The organism is Gemmata algarum (assembly GCF_034097035.1).
Lineage (GTDB): Bacteria > Planctomycetota > Planctomycetia > Gemmatales > Gemmataceae > Gemmata > Gemmata algarum.
Genome location: NZ_JAXBLV010000189.1, coordinates 217,606 through 237,069, shown reverse-complemented (window position 1 = coordinate 237,069; position 19,464 = coordinate 217,606). Strand labels below are relative to the sequence as shown.

The following is a 19,464-nucleotide window of genomic DNA, read 5'->3' as shown; positions in this document are numbered from 1 at the left end:
TCCGACCTGTCCGGCAAGAGCGCCGAGCCAATCGCCTTCGCGTTCGGCACGCTCGTTCGCACGCTTCTGGGATTCCTGAACGCTGCCGCGTGGCGACCGCGAATCCGCCTGCCGTCTGGCCGCACCGCGGGCGGTCGCGGTAGGCTGGAGGTAGCGCCCACACGAAAGGAACGTCATGTCAACCGACCACGCGCACGGCTTCTGCACCCGAGCGATCCACGCCGGCCAGGACGCGGACCCCGCGACCGGTGCCACCGTCGTGCCGATCTACGCCACCAGCACCTACACCCAGGCCGCCCCGGGGCAGCACAAGGGGTACGAGTACAGCCGCAGCGGGAACCCCACCCGCGCCGCGCTCGAAACCGCTCTGGCGGCGCTCGAGGAGGGCGAGCGCGGGCTGGCGTTCGCGTCGGGGCTGGCCGCCACCACCGCGGTGTTCGGCGCGCTGCTCCGCCCGGGCGACGAGGTGGTCGCGTCCGCGGACCTGTACGGCGGGACCTTCCGGCTGCTCGACAAGGTGTTCAAGCCCTGGGGGCTCGTCGCCAAGTACACCGACGACTCGTCCGCCGCGGGCTTCGAGCCGCTTATCACCCCGAAAACGAAGCTGGTCTGGATCGAGACGCCGACCAACCCTCTGTTGCAGATCCTCGACATCGCCGCGCTCGCGGAACTGGCCCACAAGCATGGGGCGAAACTGGCGGTCGATAACACGTTCGCGTCGCCGTACCTCCAGCAGCCGTTGAAGCTCGGCGCCGACCTCGTGGTCCACAGCACCACCAAGTACCTGGGCGGGCACTCGGACGTGGTCGGCGGGTGCGTGGTCGGCGCGAAGGAGTTGCTCGACCCGATCAAGTTCTACCAGAACGCTGCCGGCGGGGTGCCGGGGCCGTTCGACTCGTACCTCGTGCTCCGCGGGCTGAAGACGCTGGCCGTGCGCATGGACCGGCACGGCGCCAACGCGACGGAACTGGCCCCGTGGCTGAAGGCGCACCCGGCGGTCGCGCAGGTGTACTACCCGGGGCTCCCCGACCACCCCGGACACGCGGTCGCCGCGAAGCAGATGCGGAACTTCGGCGGGATGATCTCGCTGAAGCTGCGCGGCGGTATCCCGGCTGCCAAGTCATTCCTGACGCGCACGAAACTGTTCAGCCTCGCCGAGAGCCTGGGTGGGGTGGAGTCGCTGGTGTGCCACCCGACCACGATGACCCACGCGAGCATTCCCAAGGAGGTGCGCGAGGCCCGCGGCGTGGACGACGGCCTCATCCGGCTGAGCGTCGGTATCGAAGACGTGGCCGACCTTCGCTCCGACCTCGAACGTGCCCTCACGGCCGGGTAAAATGTGGCGATCAGAGGGAACGCCATGCCGTTACTCGACCACTTTCGTTCGCCCGACCGGCGTCGGCTCCCGTGGACGACGATGTCCCAGGCGTGGGCGATTTCGCTCGTGCGTTTTTTGAACACGACGCTACCCCGCGATCAGTTTCAGGCGGTCAGCGAGGTGCGAATGGGGCCGCAGGTCGAGGTGGACGTAGCCGAGTACCGCCTCGACGACCCGCCGGACCCGTCTCGCGGCTTGAACGGGAGCGGCGGAACGCTTACCGCGCTGGTTTCGGCCCCTCCGGCCGTGTTGACGCTGTCCGCCATCTTCCCCGACGAGCACGAAGTCGAGATCCGCGAGCGACGGGCCGGGCGGTCGTTAGTGGGCGTGATCGAACTGGTCAGCCCGCGCAACAAGGATCGCGGTGCAGCCTGTGCGGCATTTGTGGCGAAATGCGTCGCTTACCTGCGCCGCGGCGTGGGCGTCGTCATCATTGATGTCGTAACCGAGCGGCACGCGAACCTTCACAACGCTCTGCTCGCGGCGCTCGGCGGGCAACCGGCCCAGTTCATGCCCGACACGCCGACCTACGTCTCGGGGTACCGGCCCGTTCACCGACGAGAAACCGGGGCCAACGAGCTCGAAGTGTGGCCCTACGCCGCGGTGGTGGGGCAGCCGGTACCCGTGGTGCCGCTCGGGCTGCGCGGCGGTCCGGTGATCGTACTCGACCTCGAAACCACTTACACCGCGGCCATCGACGCCACCGGCCTGTAGGTGCGCCTCCCGTCACACAATTCCACCCCCGCCCCAACTGCCGGCCTCCAAGAGCGCCGGAACAATGAGAACCGCTCGCCGCGACAAAAATAATGTTGCGGCGTGTGTCGCGTGGGGAGTATCAAGGGAGGGTCGAATTCTCTCCCCCGTTTCTTCTCTGGTTTTGTTGGAGCCGGTCTATGTCTCTCCCACTCTCTCGCCCGCGGGCTCGCGGGTTCACGCTCATTGAGCTGCTGGTGGTGATCGCGATCATCGCGATCCTGATCGGGCTGCTGCTGCCCGCCGTGCAAAAGGTGCGTGAGGCGGCCTCACGCATGAAGTGTCAAAACAACCTGAAACAGATGGGGCTGGCGCTGCACGCGTACCACGACGCGACGAACGCGCTGCCGCCGGGCTGCGAGGCCGCCGTGTACCCGAAGCCCAACCCGGCCGGGAATACCACCACGATCATGGGCACGAGCTGGCTCGTGTACATCCTGCCCCAGATCGAGCAGGGGAACCTGTTCAGCAAGTATAACTTCGCCGAGGCGTACAACTCGACCGCCAACGGCTTGCTCGCCGCGAACGCGGTGTCCACCTACTTCTGCCCGTCCGGCCCCGACTCCAAGCGGTACCTCGACCCCAACGGGAACTTGACCACCGCGGTCACGACGCACTACTACGGCATCATGGGGCCGGGCGTCAGTCAGGCCGTTAACCCCGCCAGCTTTACTTACAATGGCGCCACGATCAGCTTCCCGTTCGGCGGCGGCGGCGCCAACGGGGCGTACTCCACGGTGGGCATGCTGAGCCAGTTCCAGAGCCCGTCCGGGAGCGTGACCACGAACCGGCTGGTGAAACTGACGGACGTGAACGACGGCACCTCCAACACGCTGATGGTGGGCGAGATCTCGGTCAACATGCCCGGCAACCTGACGTACCACCAGTACCGCAGTTGGACCCGCGGGAACAACGGCGGGAGCGGGTCGTGCAAGAACATGACCAACGCGATCAACTCGACCGTGTACAACGGCAGCAACAACTTCAACGACATCAGCTTCGGGAGCCAGCACACGGGCGGCGCCAACTTCGCCTTCGGCGACGGGAGCGTCCGCTTCATCAACCAGAACGCCGACATCAACCTGCTGCGTGCCCTGGCGACGATCGCCTCCGGCGAGGTGGCCTCGCTCAACTGACCGCCCCGGTCCGGCCGCCCCGCGGGGCGGCCCGCTCCTTTCCCTCTCCCGGAGATCGGCTCACATGCTCGGATCGAGGTTCGTTCGCGCCGCCGGCGGCGCGGTGGCGGCGGTCGCCTGTGCCCTGGCGGTCGGGTGCGGGGGCGACGGCACGCACCGCGTGTCCGGCACGGTGACCTTCAAGGGCCAGCCCGTCCCGGTCGGGAAGATCTACTTCACGCCCGACGCGACCAAGGGCGGCAGCGGCCCGAGCGGGTACGCGGACATCAAGGACGGCAAGTACGACACGGCGTCCGCGGGCGGGCACGGGGCGCCCGCCGGGGCGGTGGTGATCTCGATCGAGGCGTTCGACCCGAACGCCAAGCCGGACAAGGTGGACAAGTCGGACACGTCGGGCGAAGTGCTCATCAAGTCGCTGTTCCCCCGGTACGAGGTGCAGGCGGACCTGCCCGCCTCGTCGAGCACCAAAGACGTGGATGTGCCCGCGAGCGCCGCGACCGCGAAACCCAAGCAGGTCGGCGGGCCGCTCGTCAGCCCGTGACGCCGGCTCCCCCGTCGGGCGCCGGCTCGCGAACGAGTTCGTGGTTCGGCAGCCCGCCCGGCAGCTCGCGCAGCCCGACCAGCGCGAAGCCCAGCTTCTGGTAAATCGGAACGTTCGCCTCGGGCATCGTTTCGAGGTACACCGGGACGCCGCTGCGATCCGCGGCGGCGAAGACCGGTGCCAGGACGGCGCGGGCCAGCCCCCGGCCCTGCGCCCCGGGGCGCACGCCGAGCAGGTGAACGTACCAGTGCGGGCGGGCGCCCAGGTGCCGCTCGCGGGCCTCATCGAACGCGACCCCGATCCGGATCATTTGCAGGGCCGCCCGGGGGCGCAAATGCACCCCCAGGGAGACGGCCCCGCAACAGAAGAACGCCCACGGCGTCGGCCACTCGTGTCGCGGCGGGAGCGCGCACACCACCGCGGCGCGGTCGGCGGTGGCGAACGCCCCGCCTTCGATCGCCGCCATTCGGAACAGCAGACGCGAGTACGTCCACGCCACCCGCCGCCGCCGCTCCGGATCGGGGCACAGCGCCGTGAGCAGGACGTAATCGGCAAACGCGGCGCTCAGGGTCGCCACCGCGGCCCGCTCGTCGCGCCGGGTGATTTGATCGACGGCGGGCGGAATGTTCATGCGGTTCCGGGCAACAGAAAACGATCACAGCTCCCCGCTCGCGCAACCACGCGCGACCGCGTCGCGGTTAGAGCGCCGTCACTTCCACCAGGTTGTCGAAGAACGTGGCCCCGCCGCCGAAGTCCGTGGTCGCGGTGCTGGTCGTCGTGTTGCAGTTCGCGCCGTCGTCGGTGAACTTGCGCCACCACAGCCCCAGCGACACCACCACCCCCGGCTTCACGCTCTCGCCCACCACCGCCCGCGCCCGGAACCGGCCGCGGTCGTTGAACACCCGGACCATCTGGCCGTCCGCGATGCCCCGCTTCGCGGCGTCGGCGGGGTTCATTTCGAGCGTCCGCTCCCCGGCCGACTTGCGCAGCGTGTCCACGTTCACGAACGTGGAGTTGAGGAACGACGGGGCCGGCGGGGTGAGCAGTTGCAGCGGGTACCGGGCCGCGAGTTCGGGCCTCGTTTGCGGGTCCTCGTGCGGCGGGGCGTAGTGGGGGAGCGGGTCGCGCCCGGCCCGCGCCTCGCGCGCGGAGTACAGCTCGCACTTGCCCGACGGCGTCGGGAAGTTGCCCTCCGCGAACGGCGCCCAGTTCCGGGGCACGTTCAGGCGCACCGGCCCGGCCTTTGTGGCGTCGAGGGTGATACCCTCAAGTGCGGCACTCGCCCCCGCACCCGAAGCCGGCGGCGCGCGCAGGCTCCGCGCGGCGATCGCCTCGTCGCTCTCCTCGAACAGCTCGGGCTCGAACCCCATCGCCCGGGCCAGGAGCCGGAACACCTCGGTGTTCGGCTTCGCCTCACCCAGCGGGGCGATCGCGGCGTTGTTGGCCTGAACGTACAGGTGCCCGTAGCTGCTGTGGATGTCGAAGTGCTCCAACTGCGTGGTCGCGGGCAGCACGATGTCGGCGTAGTCCGCGGTGTCCGTCTGGAACTGGTCGTGAACGACCGTGAACAGGTCCTCGCGGGCCAGCCCCGAGAGCACCCGCGACTGGTCCGGGTTCACCGCCGCCGGGTTGGAGTTGTACACGTACAGCGCGCGCACCGGCGGCCACGTCTCCTCGCCCGCGGACGGGCCGGGCCGTTCCCCGTGAAGGGCCTCCGCGAGGTTCACCATGTTGATGGTGCGCGTGCCCTTGGGGACCAGATCGGGGCGCGTCAGGTAGTGGTCGTCGAACGGGTACGCCTTGCTGGTGCTGAGCAGCGCGCCGGCGCCCGGGTGGCGCCAGTCGCCCGTCAGCGCGGGCAGGCACACGATGGTGCGAACGGCCATCCCGCCGCCGCCGTGCCGCTGCAACCCGTAGTTCACCCGGATCAGGGCCGGGCCGCCGAACAGCTCCCGCGCCCGGGCGTACTCGCGCGCGAACGTCTCGATTTCCGGTACCGGCAGCCCGGTGATGTGCGACACCCGCTCGGGGCCGTACTCGCGCAGCACCCGCTCGCGCAGCTCCGCGGCGCCGACGCAGTAGCGGCTCAGGTAGTCGTCGTCTTGCCAGTTCTCGCGGAAGATGACGTGCATCACCCCGAGCGCGAGCGCCCCGTCGGTCCCGGGCCGGACCGCGATCCACTGGTCGGACCTCGCCGCGGTCGGCGAGCGGTACGGGTCGATGGTGACGATCTTCGCGCCGAGCTTGCGGGCCGCCAGTTGCACCTTCCAGAAGTGCAGGTTGGTGACCAGCGTGTTCGAGCCCCAGTTCACGATGTACCGGGCGTTGACCGCCGCTTCCGGGTCGGTCACCGCCCGGGTGCCGAGCGTCACGTCGCACCCGGCCGCGCCGGCGGTGGCGCAGATGGTGCGGTCGAGCAGGCTGGCCCCGAGCCGGTGGAAGAACCGCCGGTCCAGGCTCGCGTACATCAGCTTGCCCATCGTTCCGGCGTAGCTGTACGGCAGGATCGCCTGCGGGCCGTCCGCGGAGGCCGCGATCTCCTTGAACTTCGCGGCGATGGTGGCGATCGCCTCGTCCCAGGAAATGCGCGCGAACTTCCCCTCGCCCTTTTTCCCGACGCGCTTCATCGGGTGCAGGAGCCGGTCTGCGTGGTACACCCGTTCGAGGTAGTTCGACACCTTCTGACACAGCGCGCCGCGGGTGAACGGGTGCTCCTTGTCGCCGCGCAGCTCGACCGCGCGGCCGGTGGCGGTGTCCACGGTGACGACCATCCCGCAGGTGTCCGGGCAGTCGTGCGGGCAGACGGCCTTCACGGTGCGGACCTGCTCGAGGGGGCGCCGGGCGCTCATGAACCGGGTTCCTGTGTGGGCGCGCCAGCGACCGATGGGCTCGGCGGCCGGTACGGCGGATGAGGGTTTTACTCTAGCCGTCCCGCGAACCGGCGCCTACCCACACCGAGGTGCGCGTGAGGCCGAGCAACGGTCAGCGGGCGGAAACGGCTTGCGCCCGTGCGGCCACGGCCGCTCAAGCCGTACCAGCCGGTTGCACGGGGGCGCATAGCACAGCACCCTTCCAATGGTAACCGCGGGCACGCGTGGTATCGACGAAGAGCGGTGCGGTGCGGCACAGCGAATTACGTCCGCGACCGGCCGACCGGGTATGATAGCTGGAGCACCGCACGGGCACGTTCGCATCAATCGGCACGACCGCTGCGGTCGCGACGGCCGGAACTTTGGCCACGGCGGAATTCGTGTTAAAAACAGAACTGCTCCCTTGCTCAGCGCAACCGGGCCGAGCAGATTAGTTCGCATGACCCCATCGGGCGTGCTCGTGGCGCCCGCTCTCCGGGCCGAAGGACAGCACCAATGCCGGTTCCCGCTACCGTCCCCGACTTTCTGGAGTTGGTCCGCAAGGGCGGGCTGGTTCCGGACAAGAAGCTCGACGAGTTGCTCGGACGGTACCGCGCCACCGGCACCCCCCCGACCGTGGACCAGGCCGCAGGGGTGCTGGTCCACAACGGGCTGCTCACCTTCTTCCAGGCCAAGCAGCTCAAGCTCGGGCGGTACAAGCGGTTCACCATCGGCTCGAAGTACCGCCTCCTCGAACTGATCGGGGCCGGCGGCATGGGCGCCGTGTACCTGTGCGAGCACACCCTGATGCGGCGCCTGGTGGCGCTCAAGGTGCTGCCGGTCGAGAAGCTCGACGACCCCTCCAACCTGGACCGGTTCTACCGCGAGGCCCGGGCCGTCGCGGCGCTGGACCACCCGAACATCGTCCGCGCCTACGACATCGACCAGTACGAGAAGCTCCACTTCCTGGTCATGGAGTACGTGGACGGCGCCAGCCTCCAGGAGATCGTCGCCCGGTACGCGATGGACAAGCGGCCGTTCGACCCGCTGCGGGCCGCCCACTACGTCGCGCAGGCGGCGGTCGGGATGCAGCACGCGCACGAGCTCGGCATGGTCCACCGCGACATCAAGCCCGGGAACCTGCTCCTCGACCGCACCGGCGTCATCAAGGTGCTGGACATGGGGCTGGCGCGGTTCTTCAACAAGCAGCAGGACAGCGTCACCGAGAAGTACGACGAGAAGTGCGTGCTCGGCACCGCCGACTACCTGGCCCCGGAGCAGGCGGTGACCAACGTCGTGGACGTGCGGGCGGACATCTACTCCCTGGGCGGCACGCTGTACTTCCTGCTCACCGGCCAGACCCCGTTCCCGGACGGCACCATCGCCGCGAAGCTGGTGGCCCACCAGACGCGCGAGCCGAGGCCGGTCGAGGAGTTCCGCGGCGACGTGCCCGCCGGGGTGCTCGCGGTCCTGCGGAAGATGATGGCGAAGGACCCGGCGGAGCGGTACCAGGAGCCGATCGAGGTGGCCGAGGCGCTGGCCGAGTGGGCGGACGCGCCGATCGGCCCGCCGCCGGAGCGCGAGATGCCGGTCCTGTGCCCGCAGGTGCGCGCGCTGGCGGCCCCGCCGAGCACGTCCGGGGCCGGGGCGAACCTGCCGCTGGCCCGGGCGCTGTTCGGCCCCGGCCGCGGGGTGTTCGCCCGGGCCGGCGGCAGCTCCATCGACATCCCCCGGGTGCGGTCCGGCGACGGCACGAGCGCCGCGGCGCTCGCGACCGGGAGCGCGCCCGCCGCTCCGGCGCCCAAATACAAGTCGGGGGCCGACACGCCGGTCAACGGCCCGGTTTCGACCGGGCGGGCCGCCGCCTCCCCGACGGCGCCGATCCCGCCCCGGGCGAAAGCGGGGGCCGGCGCCGCGCGGAAGCGGCCCGCGCCCGGCGGACCCGTGGCGACCGGAAAGGCCCGGGCGTGGCTGGTCGTGGCCCTGGCCCTCCTGCTCGCCGGGGTGTTCGCCGGCGGTATGGTTGTGGCGTACCAGATCGGCAAGGGGTCGAAGGGCTCGAGCCGCCCGCCCGCCGCCGCGCGTCCCGTGTAACCCCACCTCCCCCCGTCGCGCCTCCGGGCGCCCCCCTCGAACTCGGGAATCCACAACCCCTGAGTTCTGCCGTACACTATACTTGCGGCTGTCTGCGCGCCGGTTCGCCCCGGGCGCCGGAACGCCATGCGACCCGCCCGTCGCGCAGCGGAGATCTCCATGCCCGCACCCACCACCGCGGACGAGATGCTGGAACTGGTCCGGAAGAGCAACCTCGTCGACGAGGCCAAGCTCCGGGGCCACGTCCAGAAGCTGCGCGACGCCGGAGGGCTCCCCGCCGACCCGACCAAGTTGGCCCAACTGTTCATCCGCGACGGCGTGCTCACGTACTTCCAGGCCGAGCAACTGCTCCAGGGGAAGTACAAGCGGTTCAACCTGGGCAAGTACAAGGTGCTGGAGAAGCTCGGCAGCGGCGGGATGGGGCAGGTGTTCCTGTGCGAGCACCGGCTCATGCGCCGCCGGGTCGCGGTGAAGGTGCTCCCGCTCCCGCGGGCCGAGGACCGCGCCAGCCTCGACCGGTTCTACCGGGAGGCGAAGGCCGCCGCGGCGGTCGATCACCCCAACGTCGTCCGCGCCTACGACATCGACCAGGACGACAACCTGCACTTCCTCGTCATGGAGTGGGTGGACGGGGTGAACCTCCAGGACCTCGTCAAGAAGTTCGGGCCGCTCGATATCACCCGCGCGTGCCACTACATTTACGGCGCCGCCGTGGGCCTCCAGCACGCCCACGAGATGGGCCTGATCCACCGCGACGTCAAACCCGGCAACATCCTCGTGGACCGGTCGGGCGTGGTGAAGCTGCTGGACCTGGGGCTGGCGCGTCTGACGCACGACACCGAAGACAACCTGACCCGTCAGAACGACGAGAACGTGCTGGGCACCGCGGACTACCTCGCCCCCGAGCAGGCGATGGACAGCCACACGGTGGACATCCGGGCCGACGTCTACTCGCTGGGGGCGACGTTCTACTACCTGCTCAGCGGCAACCCGCCGTTCCCGGAAGGGTCGGTCGCGCAAAAGCTCATCTGGCACCAAACGCGCGTCCCGCGGCCGATCAAATCGCTCCGGCCCGAGTTGCCCAACGAACTCGTCGCCGTGATCGAGAAGATGATGACCAAGGACCCGGCCCGGCGGTACCAAACGCCCGTCGAGGTGACGGCGGCTCTGGCGGAGTGGGTGACGGCGCCCATCCCGCCGCCGGCCGAGCGCGAGATGCCGGTCCTGTCCCCCGCGGTCGTCGGCAGCGGGCGCGGCGCGGGGCCGGCCTCGCTGGTGTCCGGGGCCACGACCGCCGTCGGACTGGCCCGCCCGCACACGCTCTCGACCGCCGCGACCGTCGTCACGCCGCCGCCCGTCGCCGCCGGCACGCCGGCCGTGTGGGCGAACCTCGACACGGGTGCCAAAGACAAAGGCGCGGCGCGCCCGGAGGCACTGCCCCTGCCGCCCGAGGACGAGGAGGAGCGCCCGTCGCGCGTCCGCAAGGGCACGCAAGCGGCCCCGCGTCAGGGCGGCATGGTCAAGGCGCTCGTGCTGCTGGTCGCCGCCGCCCTGCTGGTCGCCGCGGCCGGCGCCGGTGCCTACTTCGCTTTCTTCGCCGGTAAGACGGTCTCGACCGCCCTGTTGCCCCCCCCACCCGCGAGCCGCCGCATCATCGTGTCGAAGGCCGGAGGCGAGAACGCGGTCGGGTCGCTCCGCGAGGCGGTCGCCAAAGTCGGCCCGGGCGACACCATCGTCATCACCGAGCCCCGGCTCACCGAGCCGACCGTCCGCCTCGACAAGCACAAGCACAAGGACGTCACCATTGAGTCCGGTCTGCCGGACGGCCGGCTCGCGGTGATCGAGCCCCTCGCGAAAGGCGGTCTGATGTTCGACACGGGCGGGGCGGAAGGGCTCCGGCTGCACAACCTCGAGTTCGATGGAAAGGGGCAAGCCGAGATCGGGGTGCAGTTGAGCGGGAACGCGCCCGGCACCGTGATCGAGAACGTGACCGTGCGGAACGTGGTCAAGACCGGCGTCCACCTGTGGAACGTTGCGGGCGACCGCGACCGCCCGGTGGTACTGGACCGGGTGCGGGTGGCCCTCCCCGCGACGGGCGAGACCGGCCTGCTCTCCCTCGCCACAGGCGGTCTGGACAACAAGTTCGTCACCGTCCGGAACTGTCGGTTCGAGGGGCCGGGGCGGTCCGGGGTGCTGTTCGACGGCCCGGCGATCGACTTCGAGGTGTCGAACTGCCGGTTCTATCACCTGACGGCCGCCGGGGTGTCGCTCGCCCGTCCCGGCGGGCGCCCGATGCGCTGCACGTTCACCAACAACACGTTCTACCAGATGCCGATCGGGTTCCACTTCGACGGCTTGGCGAAAGAACTCGGCACCGGGCACTCGTACAAGATCGCGCTGAACTACTTCGCAAAGACCGACGAGCTGTTGAAGGCCCCGGCGGCGGTCCCCGGGTTGGCGGCGGAGAACAACCTTTGCGACCCGTCGTGCGGCCCGGGCGCCCCGCTCGCCGCGACGAAGACCGAGACCCCGCGGCTACCGGACCCCAACCCGAACGACGACGCGGCGTTCCTGCGGTTCCCGGTGAACCCGCCGACCGCCGGGGGAAGCCGCGTCGGCGCGAACTGAACGCCAGCTTGCGGAGGTTCGCGGACCAACGCTCACGGACACCAAGCCGAGAGTCGGTATCACTTCGCAACAGGCACGTCGCGGCCCATTGTGCGCAGCAACAACTTCATATCGTCCCAGGTCTCGCGTTTCAGCCGCCCGGTCCCGTCCGCATCGATGTCGTTCGGGTGGTGCGTACAGATCAGCGGAACCCCGCGGTACTCGTGAACCTGGCCGCGGAGCGCGCCCAGCGTGGTCACGCTGACCTTGCCGCTGAGCAGCCGCGAGGCCGTGAGCCCCAGTGCCACAAGGTATTTCGGCCTCACGAGTTCGAACTGCCGGCGGAAGATGTCGCGACAGTTGCCGCACTCGGCCATCGTGGGCGGGCGGTTCCGCGGCGGTCGGCACTTGATGATGTTGAGCAGGTACTCCTGCGCCGACGGCAACTGGCACGCGGCGATGATGCGCCGCAGCAGCTGCCCGCCCTTACCGACAAAGGGCTCTCCCTGCGCGTCTTCCTCGGAACCGGGGGCTTCGCCCACAAAAGCCACCTCCGGGTCGAGCGGCCCGGTGCCGAACACGGCCCGCAGCCGGGTGGAGAACAGCTCGCTGCACTTGCCACAGTTGCTCACCTCGCTCGCGAGCGTGGCGAGCCCCCGGCGGCGCGTTTCCAGCGGATCTTCGGCCGGCGTTACTTCTTCCGGTGGAACGACTTCCGCGCGTGGGGCCGGGCGGGCGATGACGAGCGGCTCGCCGCGGGGTGCGAACAGCACTCCGGCGGCCCCGAGTGAGTCGAGGTGCGCCCGCAGTTGCTGAACCAAATCGATCGGCCCGTCGGACATCGCCCCTCCTCGCGCGTGCTCCACCCCAACAGTATCGGAAGCGCCCTCCGGCCATCAATGTCAGGGACGCTGGGGCCGCGCCGGCGCCGAGAAGGCGTTGCGGCCGCGCCGCCGGCGCGGGTATGCTGGTCGGTACGCCGCTCTGGGGAAGAGCCAACCGAGGTCCCGTTATGTACCCCCTCCCACCGTCCCCTTCACGCCCCGCCCCAGGGGCCAGGGTCGTTTCGCGCGCCGCGCTGGCTCTGCTCGCGGCGCTCATGTTCGGCGCGCTCGCCGCCGCGCAACCGCCCAAAGAGCCGGACAAGAAGGAACCCGAGACAAAAGAGCCGGAGAAGAAGGAGCCGACCAAGGCGCCCGAACCGCGGTGGCCGACCGAGATCAACGGCAAAGACATCAAAGCCGTGATGAGGGACATGGAGGACCCGGACCCGACGGCCCGCGAGTTCGCGGCCAAGATGCTGCCCGGGTTCGGCCCGCCCGCCCAGAAGGGGGAGGTCAGCAAGCTGTTGCTCCGGCGCATGGTGGCCGAAAAGGACCCGGGGGTGCGGTTCGCGGTGTGGGGGGCGGTCGGCGAGATCGCGTTCGACTCGGAGGCCGACAACAAGGAAGCGATTCGCATCCTGGCCCAGATCATTGACACCGCGCAGAGCGGCGGCCCGTCCCGGTACCAGGCGGTGCAGACGATCACGCGGTTCGGGTACAAGGGCGAGCCCGCCGTCACGGCACTCACCGGCACCGCGATGACCGACGTGTCCTACGAGACCCGCCGGGTGATCGCGCACTCGTTGGGCCGGGTCGGGGGCAACGAATCGACCGGCCCGAACATGAAGGCGCTCACCGCCCTCGCCGACCGGCTCGCCCGGGACGAGAGCGCCGCGGTCCGCATGGAAGCCCTTCAGTCGCTCCTGTACCTCGGGCCGCCGTGGGCGGAGGTGAAGAAGCCGGGCGACAAAACGCCCCCCGCCATCAAGACAGAGTCTGCGGCGGTCATCATCAAGTACATGAAGGCCCGTGTCGGCGACCCGAAGCACAAGGTGGTCGGCCTGGAGAAGGACCGTCAGGTGGAGATCTGGGCACGGTTGGTGCTGATGCGGTTCGACCCGAAAGAGGTCAACGAGGACAACCTGGAGGCGTTCGCCAAGCACCTCACCAACCCGGACGTTGGGGTGCGGGTGCAGGCGCTCCAGGCGATCGCGATCATGGGCGAGGCCGGCGCGCGGAAACTGGAGGCGGTGGCCGGGCTCCTGCGGGAGAAGGACCAACCGCTGCAACTCACGATCGCGGCCGTGCAGGTGCTGGAGGCGATGGGCGGCGGGGCGAAAGGTGCCCTCCCGGAGCTGCGCAAATTCGTCACCGAAATCAGGAAAGAGGGCGAGAAGATCGGCGGGTCCAAGCCGGCCGAAAAGCTCACCGCCGGGGAGCTTCAGAACAAGAAGAACAACGAGGCGCTAATCACACTGGTCGAGAAGGCGATCAAGAGCATCGAGGACGCGAAAGGCACAACGACCTTTCCGCCGGACCAGCCGAAAAAGTAGGACGGAGGGGCCGGAAACCAGAACGAGCGCGGGGCCTTCGGTCGCGAGCGACAACAGCGGTGGTGCCCAACACGCTATCGTCAAGTTGTTGCCGCTCGCGCCTCGGTCGTTTCCGTCAAGGATCGCCCCGGTTCCCCGCGCCTCACTTCTTACTCTTCATTCCCCGCCCCCCGTTCTTCGCTCCTCACTTCTCATTCCTCCGCTCTTCACCCCTCCGGTTACGTTCGGGTGCTTGAATCGGGCGCGGTCGCGGGGATAATTGCGGGTGAGCCCGTTCCACGAGGTTCCCGACATGGCCGGTGGTTTTCGCTGCTCGTCCGGCCACGTGTGGGACCCGCCGGGCGGGACCGCGAGCGTGTGCCCGGTGTGCGGCGGCACCGCCGTTCTGCTCACGGCCGACGAGCCGTCCGTGCTCGTGCTCGCCGGCGAGGGTGGGGCGGCCCCGCGCCCCACCCAGGATCGCGACGCGCTGACGGTCACGTTCGTTCACCCGGGCGGCGCCGACACCCCGGACCCGTCGTTCCGCTCGCTCGTCGGGTTCGTGCCGCCCGAGGCCGGCCCGGACACGGGCACCGTCTCGGGCCCGCCGAGCAGCGTGGTCCCGTTCGGCCGCGCCGACACGGTCGATTTCACCCCGCCGCAGGTTCCCGGGTACGAGATCCTGCACGAGGTCGGGCGCGGCGGGATGGGCGTGGTGTACAAGGCCCGCCAGTTGAACCTGAACCGCGTGGTCGCGCTCAAAATGATCCTCTCCGGCGCGCACGCCGGGGCGACCGAGCGCGAGCGGTTCCGGCGCGAGGCGGAGTCGGTGGCGGCGCTCCAGCACTCGCACATCGTCCAGATCTTCGACATCGGGGAGGCGAACGGGCACCCGTACCTCGCGCTGGAGTTCGTCGACGGCGGGAGCCTCGCCCAGAGCCTCACCGGCGCGCCGTGGGAGGGCCGGCGGGCCGCCGAACTCGTCGAGCTGCTCGCGCGGGCGGTCCAGTTCGCCCACGCCGCCGGGATCGTCCACCGCGACCTGAAGCCGGGCAACATCTTGCTGACGCAAGACGCGGGGCCGGCGGACGACGAGAGCCGGGCCGAGACCCGCGCCGCGGCGGGCACGGCCGCGGCGCGCCCCTGCGACTGGCGGCCCAAGGTGACCGACTTCGGGCTGGCCAAGCGGCTCGACGAGACGCAGGCGGACGGCGGCGGCACCCGCACCGGGGCGGTGATGGGCACGCCGAGCTACATCGCCCCCGAGCAGGCCGGCGGTAAGAGCCGGGACGTGGGGCCGCCGGCCGACGTGTACGCGCTCGGCGCGATCCTGTACGAGCTGCTCACCGGGCGGCCCCCGTTCCGCGGCGAGACCCCGCTCGACACCGTCTTGCAGGTGCTCCACGACGACCCGGTGCAGCCCAAGCGGCTGCACGCCCCGGTCCCCCGCGACCTCGAAACCATCTGCCTCAAGTGCCTCTCGAAGCAGCCGGCGCGCCGGTACGCCAGCGCCGCCGACCTGGCCGCCGACCTGCGCCGCTTCCTGGACGGCGAGCCGATCCGGGCGCGCCCGCTGTCGGCGTGGGGGCGGGGGGTGAAGTGGGCGGGCCGGCACCCGTCGCTGGCGGTGCTGCTCGCGACCACCGCGGTCGCCGCGGTCGCGCTGGTGGCGGTGCTGTCGGTGGCGTACGTGCGGGTCCGGGACGCCAAGGACGCCAAGGAGCACGAGGCGCGGGCCGCGCAGGACGAGCGGCGCCGCGCGGAGGCCGAGCGGTGGCGGGCCGAGGAGCTGGCCGCGAAGAACGAGGAGCAGCGCAACCGGGCGGTCGCCCAGGCCGAGGAGCTGAAGCTGGAGACGCAGCGCACCCGCCGCGCCGCGTACGCGCTCCAGCTCGCGCAGGTGGCGATCCTGTGCGAGCGCGACCCGTTCCGCGCGGCCGCCCTGCTCGAGGACGAGTCCCGGTGCCCGCCGGACCTGCGCGACTTCGCGTGGGCGTACCTGCGCCGCCTGTGCCAGCGCGACGACCGGGCGTACCTGGACCACGGCCCCGACGACCCGCTGCGGGCCGTCGCGTACGCCCCGGACGGCGCGCTCGTCGCCACCGCCGGCGACGCCGGCTCCGTTCGCGTGTGGGACCCGCGCCACGGGCACACGTGGGTCACGTTTGCCGGGCACGCCGGCGCCGTCCACGGGCTCGCGTTCAGCCCGGACGGCACCACGTTGGCCTCCGCGGGCGCGGACGGCACCGTGCGGCTGTGGCTCTTGCCGCTGGACGTGATCGCGACCGCCAAGCGGGTCGCGGGGGTGTTCCCCAACTGGGTCCCCCCGCTGGCGGGCCGGTTCGTCGGGGTGCCGGAGCTGCAAGCCGCGGCGGTGCTCCGGGCGGGTCCGAAGGGCGTGAACTGCGTCGCGTTCGCTCCGGACGGGCGGACGCTGGTGAGCGGCGGCGACGACGGGCTCCTGCGGTGGTGGGACCTGTCCGGGTGGCGCCCCGCGGCGTCCGACCTCGCCGCCCTCGGCGGCCCCGGCGCGCGAGCCGTGGCGCTGGCCCGCGCCGCCGCCGCGCCCGACGCCCGCCCGGTGTGGGAGCAGAAGAAGCTGGGCGCGCACGCCGGGGGCGTGCTCTGCGTCGCGTTCGCGCGGAACGGCAGTTACCTCGTCTCCGGCGGCGCCGACCACCTCGCCCGGGTGCTCTCCGCCGACGGCACCAAATCGGTCCGCACGCTGCCCGCGCACGCCGACGCGGTCCGCGCGGTGGCCGTTTCGCCGGACGGGCGCACGGTCGCCACCGTGAACAACGGGCTGTCGCCGCACGTCCGGCTGTTCGACACGCAGGCGTGGCGCGACCGCCGGCTGTTCGGCCACACCGCGACCATCTACGCGCTGGCGTTCAGCGACGACGGGCGGCAGCTCGCGAGCTCCGGGTTCGACAAGACGGTGCGGCTGTGGGACGCGGAGGACGGGGGCGAGCGCGGCCAGCTCGTCGGGCACTCGCAGCAGATCAACGCGGTGGCGTTCAGCCCGGACCGGCGCGCGGTCGTGTCGGCCGGCATGGACGGGGCGGCGGTGGTGTGGCAGACCGGCACCCGCGCCCACGAACCGGACGACGTGCTGCGGCTGGCCCGCGACGCGGGCGGGAAACCGGCCCAGGCGCTGAGCGCGTTCGCGCTGAACCGCATGGGCTCGGCGCTGGTGGCGGTGGACGACCTCGGCCGGGTGCGCGTGGCCGCGGTCGACTACACCCCGCCCGGGCGCCCGCCCGCCCCCGCGGGGCCGATGTGGCTGACCCCGCTCCCGTACTGGTCGGGGGCCGCCCGCCCGACGGCCCGCGCCGCGACGGCCTCCGCCGACGGGCGCACCTTCGCGGTCGCCACAAAGGACGAACTGCTCATCTGGCAGCCCCCCCCGCCCGGGCCGCGCCCGGCGCGGGGCGGCGTCACCCCGGTGTCGGTGCGAACCGCGCACCCCGTTCACACCCTCGGCATCGACCCCGCCGGACGCTGGCTGGTCACGCTCGACCCCACCGGGGTGCGGAAGTACGACCTGCGCGCGATCCGCGCCGCGAGCACCCGCCCCGGTGTCCTTCCGGGCGGGGATCTGGTGATGCCCGCGGCGGACGCACGGGAACTCGCGTTCCACCCGTCGCGGGACTGGTTAGCGGTCGGTGTGGGGGGCGGGGTGCGGGTGGTTACGCTCGGCGGCGCGATACTCGCGGATCAGCCGTCGGCTCACGGCGCGGCCCGGGTCGAGGCGCTCGGGTTCGACTCCTCCGGCACCCGGCTCGCGACCGGCGATTCCGCCGGGCTCATCCGGCTGTGGGAAGTGGACGACGGCGGGCGGCTCGCGGCCGACCGGTACCTGACCGGGCACGGCGGGGCGGTTCACGCGCTGGCGTTCAACCCGAACGGCCGGACGCTGGCGTCCGGCAGCGACGACCGCACGGTGATCCTGTGGGACCCGGTCGCGGGCCGCGAGCGGCTGGCGCTCACCGGGCACGCGGACCGCGTGCTGCAGGTGGCGTTCACCGCGGACGGCGGCGCGCTCGTCAGCGTGAGCCGCGACGGGGCCGTGAAGCGGTGGCGCGCCGACGTGCGCTCCGCCGCACCGAACCTGGCCCTCCCACCCGCACTACCACGGATGTGACGTACACGCGCGCAGGACCCGCGCCGAGCGTCGCCTCATTCACCGTCCGTGCGCCTTTGTGGCGCAGGCATTGTGGTCTGCGCGGCGTCTGTGGGTTGTGTAGACCACAATGCCTGCGCCACAAGAAAAAGCACCTCATGAGCGGCCGATGACGCCCTCCGCCCTGAGGTGCGGTCCCTGGAGGCGTGGGTCTGGCCTCGTTTGAGGACGGGACCGACGATTGGAACGCACCCGTCCGCCACTCCGTCGCACCCGCTGTGACGCCCAAGACACGCTCACCCGGTACAATTCGCAGCGGTTCGACTACTGACCTCGAAATATTCTCATATCGGAATATATTGTCCCTATGTCCCGCTCACCTACAACCTTGGACGCCTTCAGCGCGGTCGGCGAACCGCGGCGGCGCGACATCCTCGATCTGCTCGCGCGGGGCGAGCGGTCGGTCACCGACGTGGTGCAGGCCCTCAAGCTCACCCAGCCGCAGGCGTCGAAACACCTCGGCGTGTTGCGGAAGGTGGGGCTGGTGCGGGTGCGCGGGGCCGGGCAGCAGCGGCTCTACTCCCTCAACGCCGACGGGCTCCGACCGATCCACGACTGGGTCAAGACGTTCGAGCGGCTGTGGGGCGAGCGGTTGGACCGGCTCGACCAGTACCTCCAGCAACTGCAAACGCAGGAGAAACCGAATGGCGGCAGCGAATGACACGGCGGACCGCGAGATCGTAACTGTTCGCGACATCGCCGCGCCCCGCGAACTGGTGTTTCGCGCGTGGACCGATCCGGCGCACGTGTCGAACTGGTGGGGGCCGAACGGCTTCACCACGACCACGGAAGTGATGGACGTGCGCCCCGGCGGGACGTGGCGGTTCGTGATGCATGGGCCGGACGGCACCGACTACCCGAACGTGATCACGTACCTCGCCGTCGAGCGGCCCGCGAAGCTCGTGTACCAACATGAGGGCGAGGCCGCCGAACACGTCGAGTTCCGCACCACCGTGACCTTCGACGACGCGGGCGGGAAGACCCGGGTGACGTTACGGGCGGTGTTCCCGACGGCCGCGGCGCGCGACCGCGCGGCCCGTGAGTACGGGGCCGTCGAGGGCGGGCGGCAGACACTGGACCGGTTCGCGGCGCGCGTCGCGGAACTCGCCGGGGCGGGCGGCGAAATCGTCAACGCGCGCGTGTTCGACGCGCCGCGCGAGCGCCTGTTCCGGGCGTTCACCGACCCGGAACAACTGAAGCACTGGTGGGGACCGGACGGGTTCACGAACACGATCCAGGCGTTCGACCCGCGCCCCGGCGGCGTCTGGAAGCTCGTGATGCACGGCCCCGACGGCGCCGACTACCACAACGAAAGCGTGTTCGCCGAGGTTGCAGAGCCCTCCCGGGTGGTGTTCGACCACATCGAGCCGGTCCACCGGTTCCGGATGTCCATGACGTTCGACGACGAGAGCGGGCGGACGCGGCTGACGTGGCGCATGCGGTTCGAGGACGCGGCAGAAGCCCAGCGGGTCCGCGGGTTCGTGGCTGCCGCGAACGAGCAGAACTTCGACCGGCTCGCGCGGCACCTCGCGACCGCGTAACCGCGCCCGCGAAGTACATTTTTGGG

The 19,464-nt window shown here is 70.8% G+C and carries 13 protein-coding genes and 1 pseudogene; 11 read left to right on the top strand and 3 right to left on the bottom strand.

Annotated elements, in window-relative coordinates; all coding sequences use genetic code 11:
* Positions 1-175: 175 nt before the first annotated feature.
* The 4 genes from R5W23_RS19190 to R5W23_RS19175 all read left to right on the top strand — a co-directional run bounded on the left by R5W23_RS19190 (position 176) and on the right by R5W23_RS19175 (position 3,808).
* On the top strand, positions 176-1,336 hold the full coding sequence (locus R5W23_RS19190; protein WP_320687674.1) for a cystathionine gamma-synthase: 1,161 nt from the start codon (positions 176-178) through the stop codon (positions 1,334-1,336).
* Positions 1,337-1,360: 24 nt separating this feature from the next.
* Positions 1,361-2,092, top strand: coding sequence for a DUF4058 family protein (locus R5W23_RS19185; protein ID WP_320687673.1), 732 nt, complete (start codon positions 1,361-1,363; stop codon positions 2,090-2,092).
* A gap of 179 nt (positions 2,093-2,271) precedes the next feature.
* Entirely contained in the window at positions 2,272-3,267 is a 996-nt protein-coding gene (locus tag R5W23_RS19180; RefSeq protein WP_261185849.1) for a DUF1559 domain-containing protein, read from the top strand.
* A gap of 64 nt (positions 3,268-3,331) precedes the next feature.
* The gene (locus tag R5W23_RS19175; protein ID WP_320687672.1) at positions 3,332-3,808 is read left to right on the top strand and encodes a hypothetical protein; all 477 of its coding nucleotides are present in this window, start codon (positions 3,332-3,334) and stop codon (positions 3,806-3,808) included.
* Here the strand turns inward: R5W23_RS19175 and R5W23_RS19170 are convergent.
* The gene (locus R5W23_RS19170; RefSeq protein ID WP_320687671.1) at positions 3,798-4,439 is read right to left on the bottom strand and encodes a GNAT family N-acetyltransferase; all 642 of its coding nucleotides are present in this window, start codon (positions 4,437-4,439) and stop codon (positions 3,798-3,800) included. The two genes, R5W23_RS19175 and R5W23_RS19170, sit on opposite strands and share 11 nt — an antisense overlap.
* 67 nt (positions 4,440-4,506) lie before the next feature.
* Positions 4,507-6,657, bottom strand: coding sequence for a molybdopterin-containing oxidoreductase family protein (locus tag R5W23_RS19165; protein WP_320687670.1), 2,151 nt, complete (start codon positions 6,655-6,657; stop codon positions 4,507-4,509).
* A gap of 516 nt (positions 6,658-7,173) precedes the next feature.
* Between R5W23_RS19165 and R5W23_RS19160 the strand changes: the two genes are divergently transcribed.
* Complete coding sequence (locus R5W23_RS19160; RefSeq protein ID WP_261185845.1) at positions 7,174-8,751, top strand: serine/threonine-protein kinase; 1,578 nt, start codon at positions 7,174-7,176, stop codon at positions 8,749-8,751.
* A 159-nt stretch (positions 8,752-8,910) separates the two neighbouring features.
* Positions 8,911-11,379, top strand: a complete 2,469-nt coding sequence (locus tag R5W23_RS19155; protein WP_320687669.1) for a serine/threonine protein kinase — start codon at positions 8,911-8,913, stop codon at positions 11,377-11,379.
* A gap of 59 nt (positions 11,380-11,438) precedes the next feature.
* Here R5W23_RS19155 and R5W23_RS19150 read toward each other — a convergent pair whose 3' ends face one another.
* A complete protein-coding gene (locus R5W23_RS19150) occupies positions 11,439-12,200 on the bottom strand; it encodes a uracil-DNA glycosylase (protein WP_320687668.1) in 762 nt (253 codons plus the stop codon).
* Between the two features lie 170 nt (positions 12,201-12,370).
* Here R5W23_RS19150 and R5W23_RS19145 point away from each other — a divergent pair, with 170 nt between their 5' ends.
* The 5 genes and pseudogenes from R5W23_RS19145 to R5W23_RS32740 all read left to right on the top strand — a co-directional run bounded on the left by R5W23_RS19145 (position 12,371) and on the right by R5W23_RS32740 (position 19,438).
* Positions 12,371-13,735, top strand: a complete 1,365-nt coding sequence (locus R5W23_RS19145; RefSeq protein ID WP_320687667.1) for a HEAT repeat domain-containing protein — start codon at positions 12,371-12,373, stop codon at positions 13,733-13,735.
* Positions 13,736-14,027: 292 nt separating this feature from the next.
* Entirely contained in the window at positions 14,028-17,858 is a 3,831-nt protein-coding gene (locus R5W23_RS19140) for a serine/threonine-protein kinase (RefSeq protein WP_320687666.1), read from the top strand.
* Between the two features lie 346 nt (positions 17,859-18,204).
* On the top strand, positions 18,205-18,558 hold the full coding sequence (locus R5W23_RS19135; protein WP_320687665.1) for an ArsR/SmtB family transcription factor: 354 nt from the start codon (positions 18,205-18,207) through the stop codon (positions 18,556-18,558).
* Positions 18,542-19,009: pseudogene (locus tag R5W23_RS32745) on the top strand (SRPBCC family protein); the annotation flags it as partial. The gene R5W23_RS19135 and the pseudogene R5W23_RS32745, both read left to right, overlap by 17 nt.
* A gap of 12 nt (positions 19,010-19,021) precedes the next feature.
* Complete coding sequence (locus tag R5W23_RS32740; RefSeq protein ID WP_407936149.1) at positions 19,022-19,438, top strand: SRPBCC family protein; 417 nt, start codon at positions 19,022-19,024, stop codon at positions 19,436-19,438.
* Positions 19,439-19,464 lie beyond the last annotated feature (26 nt).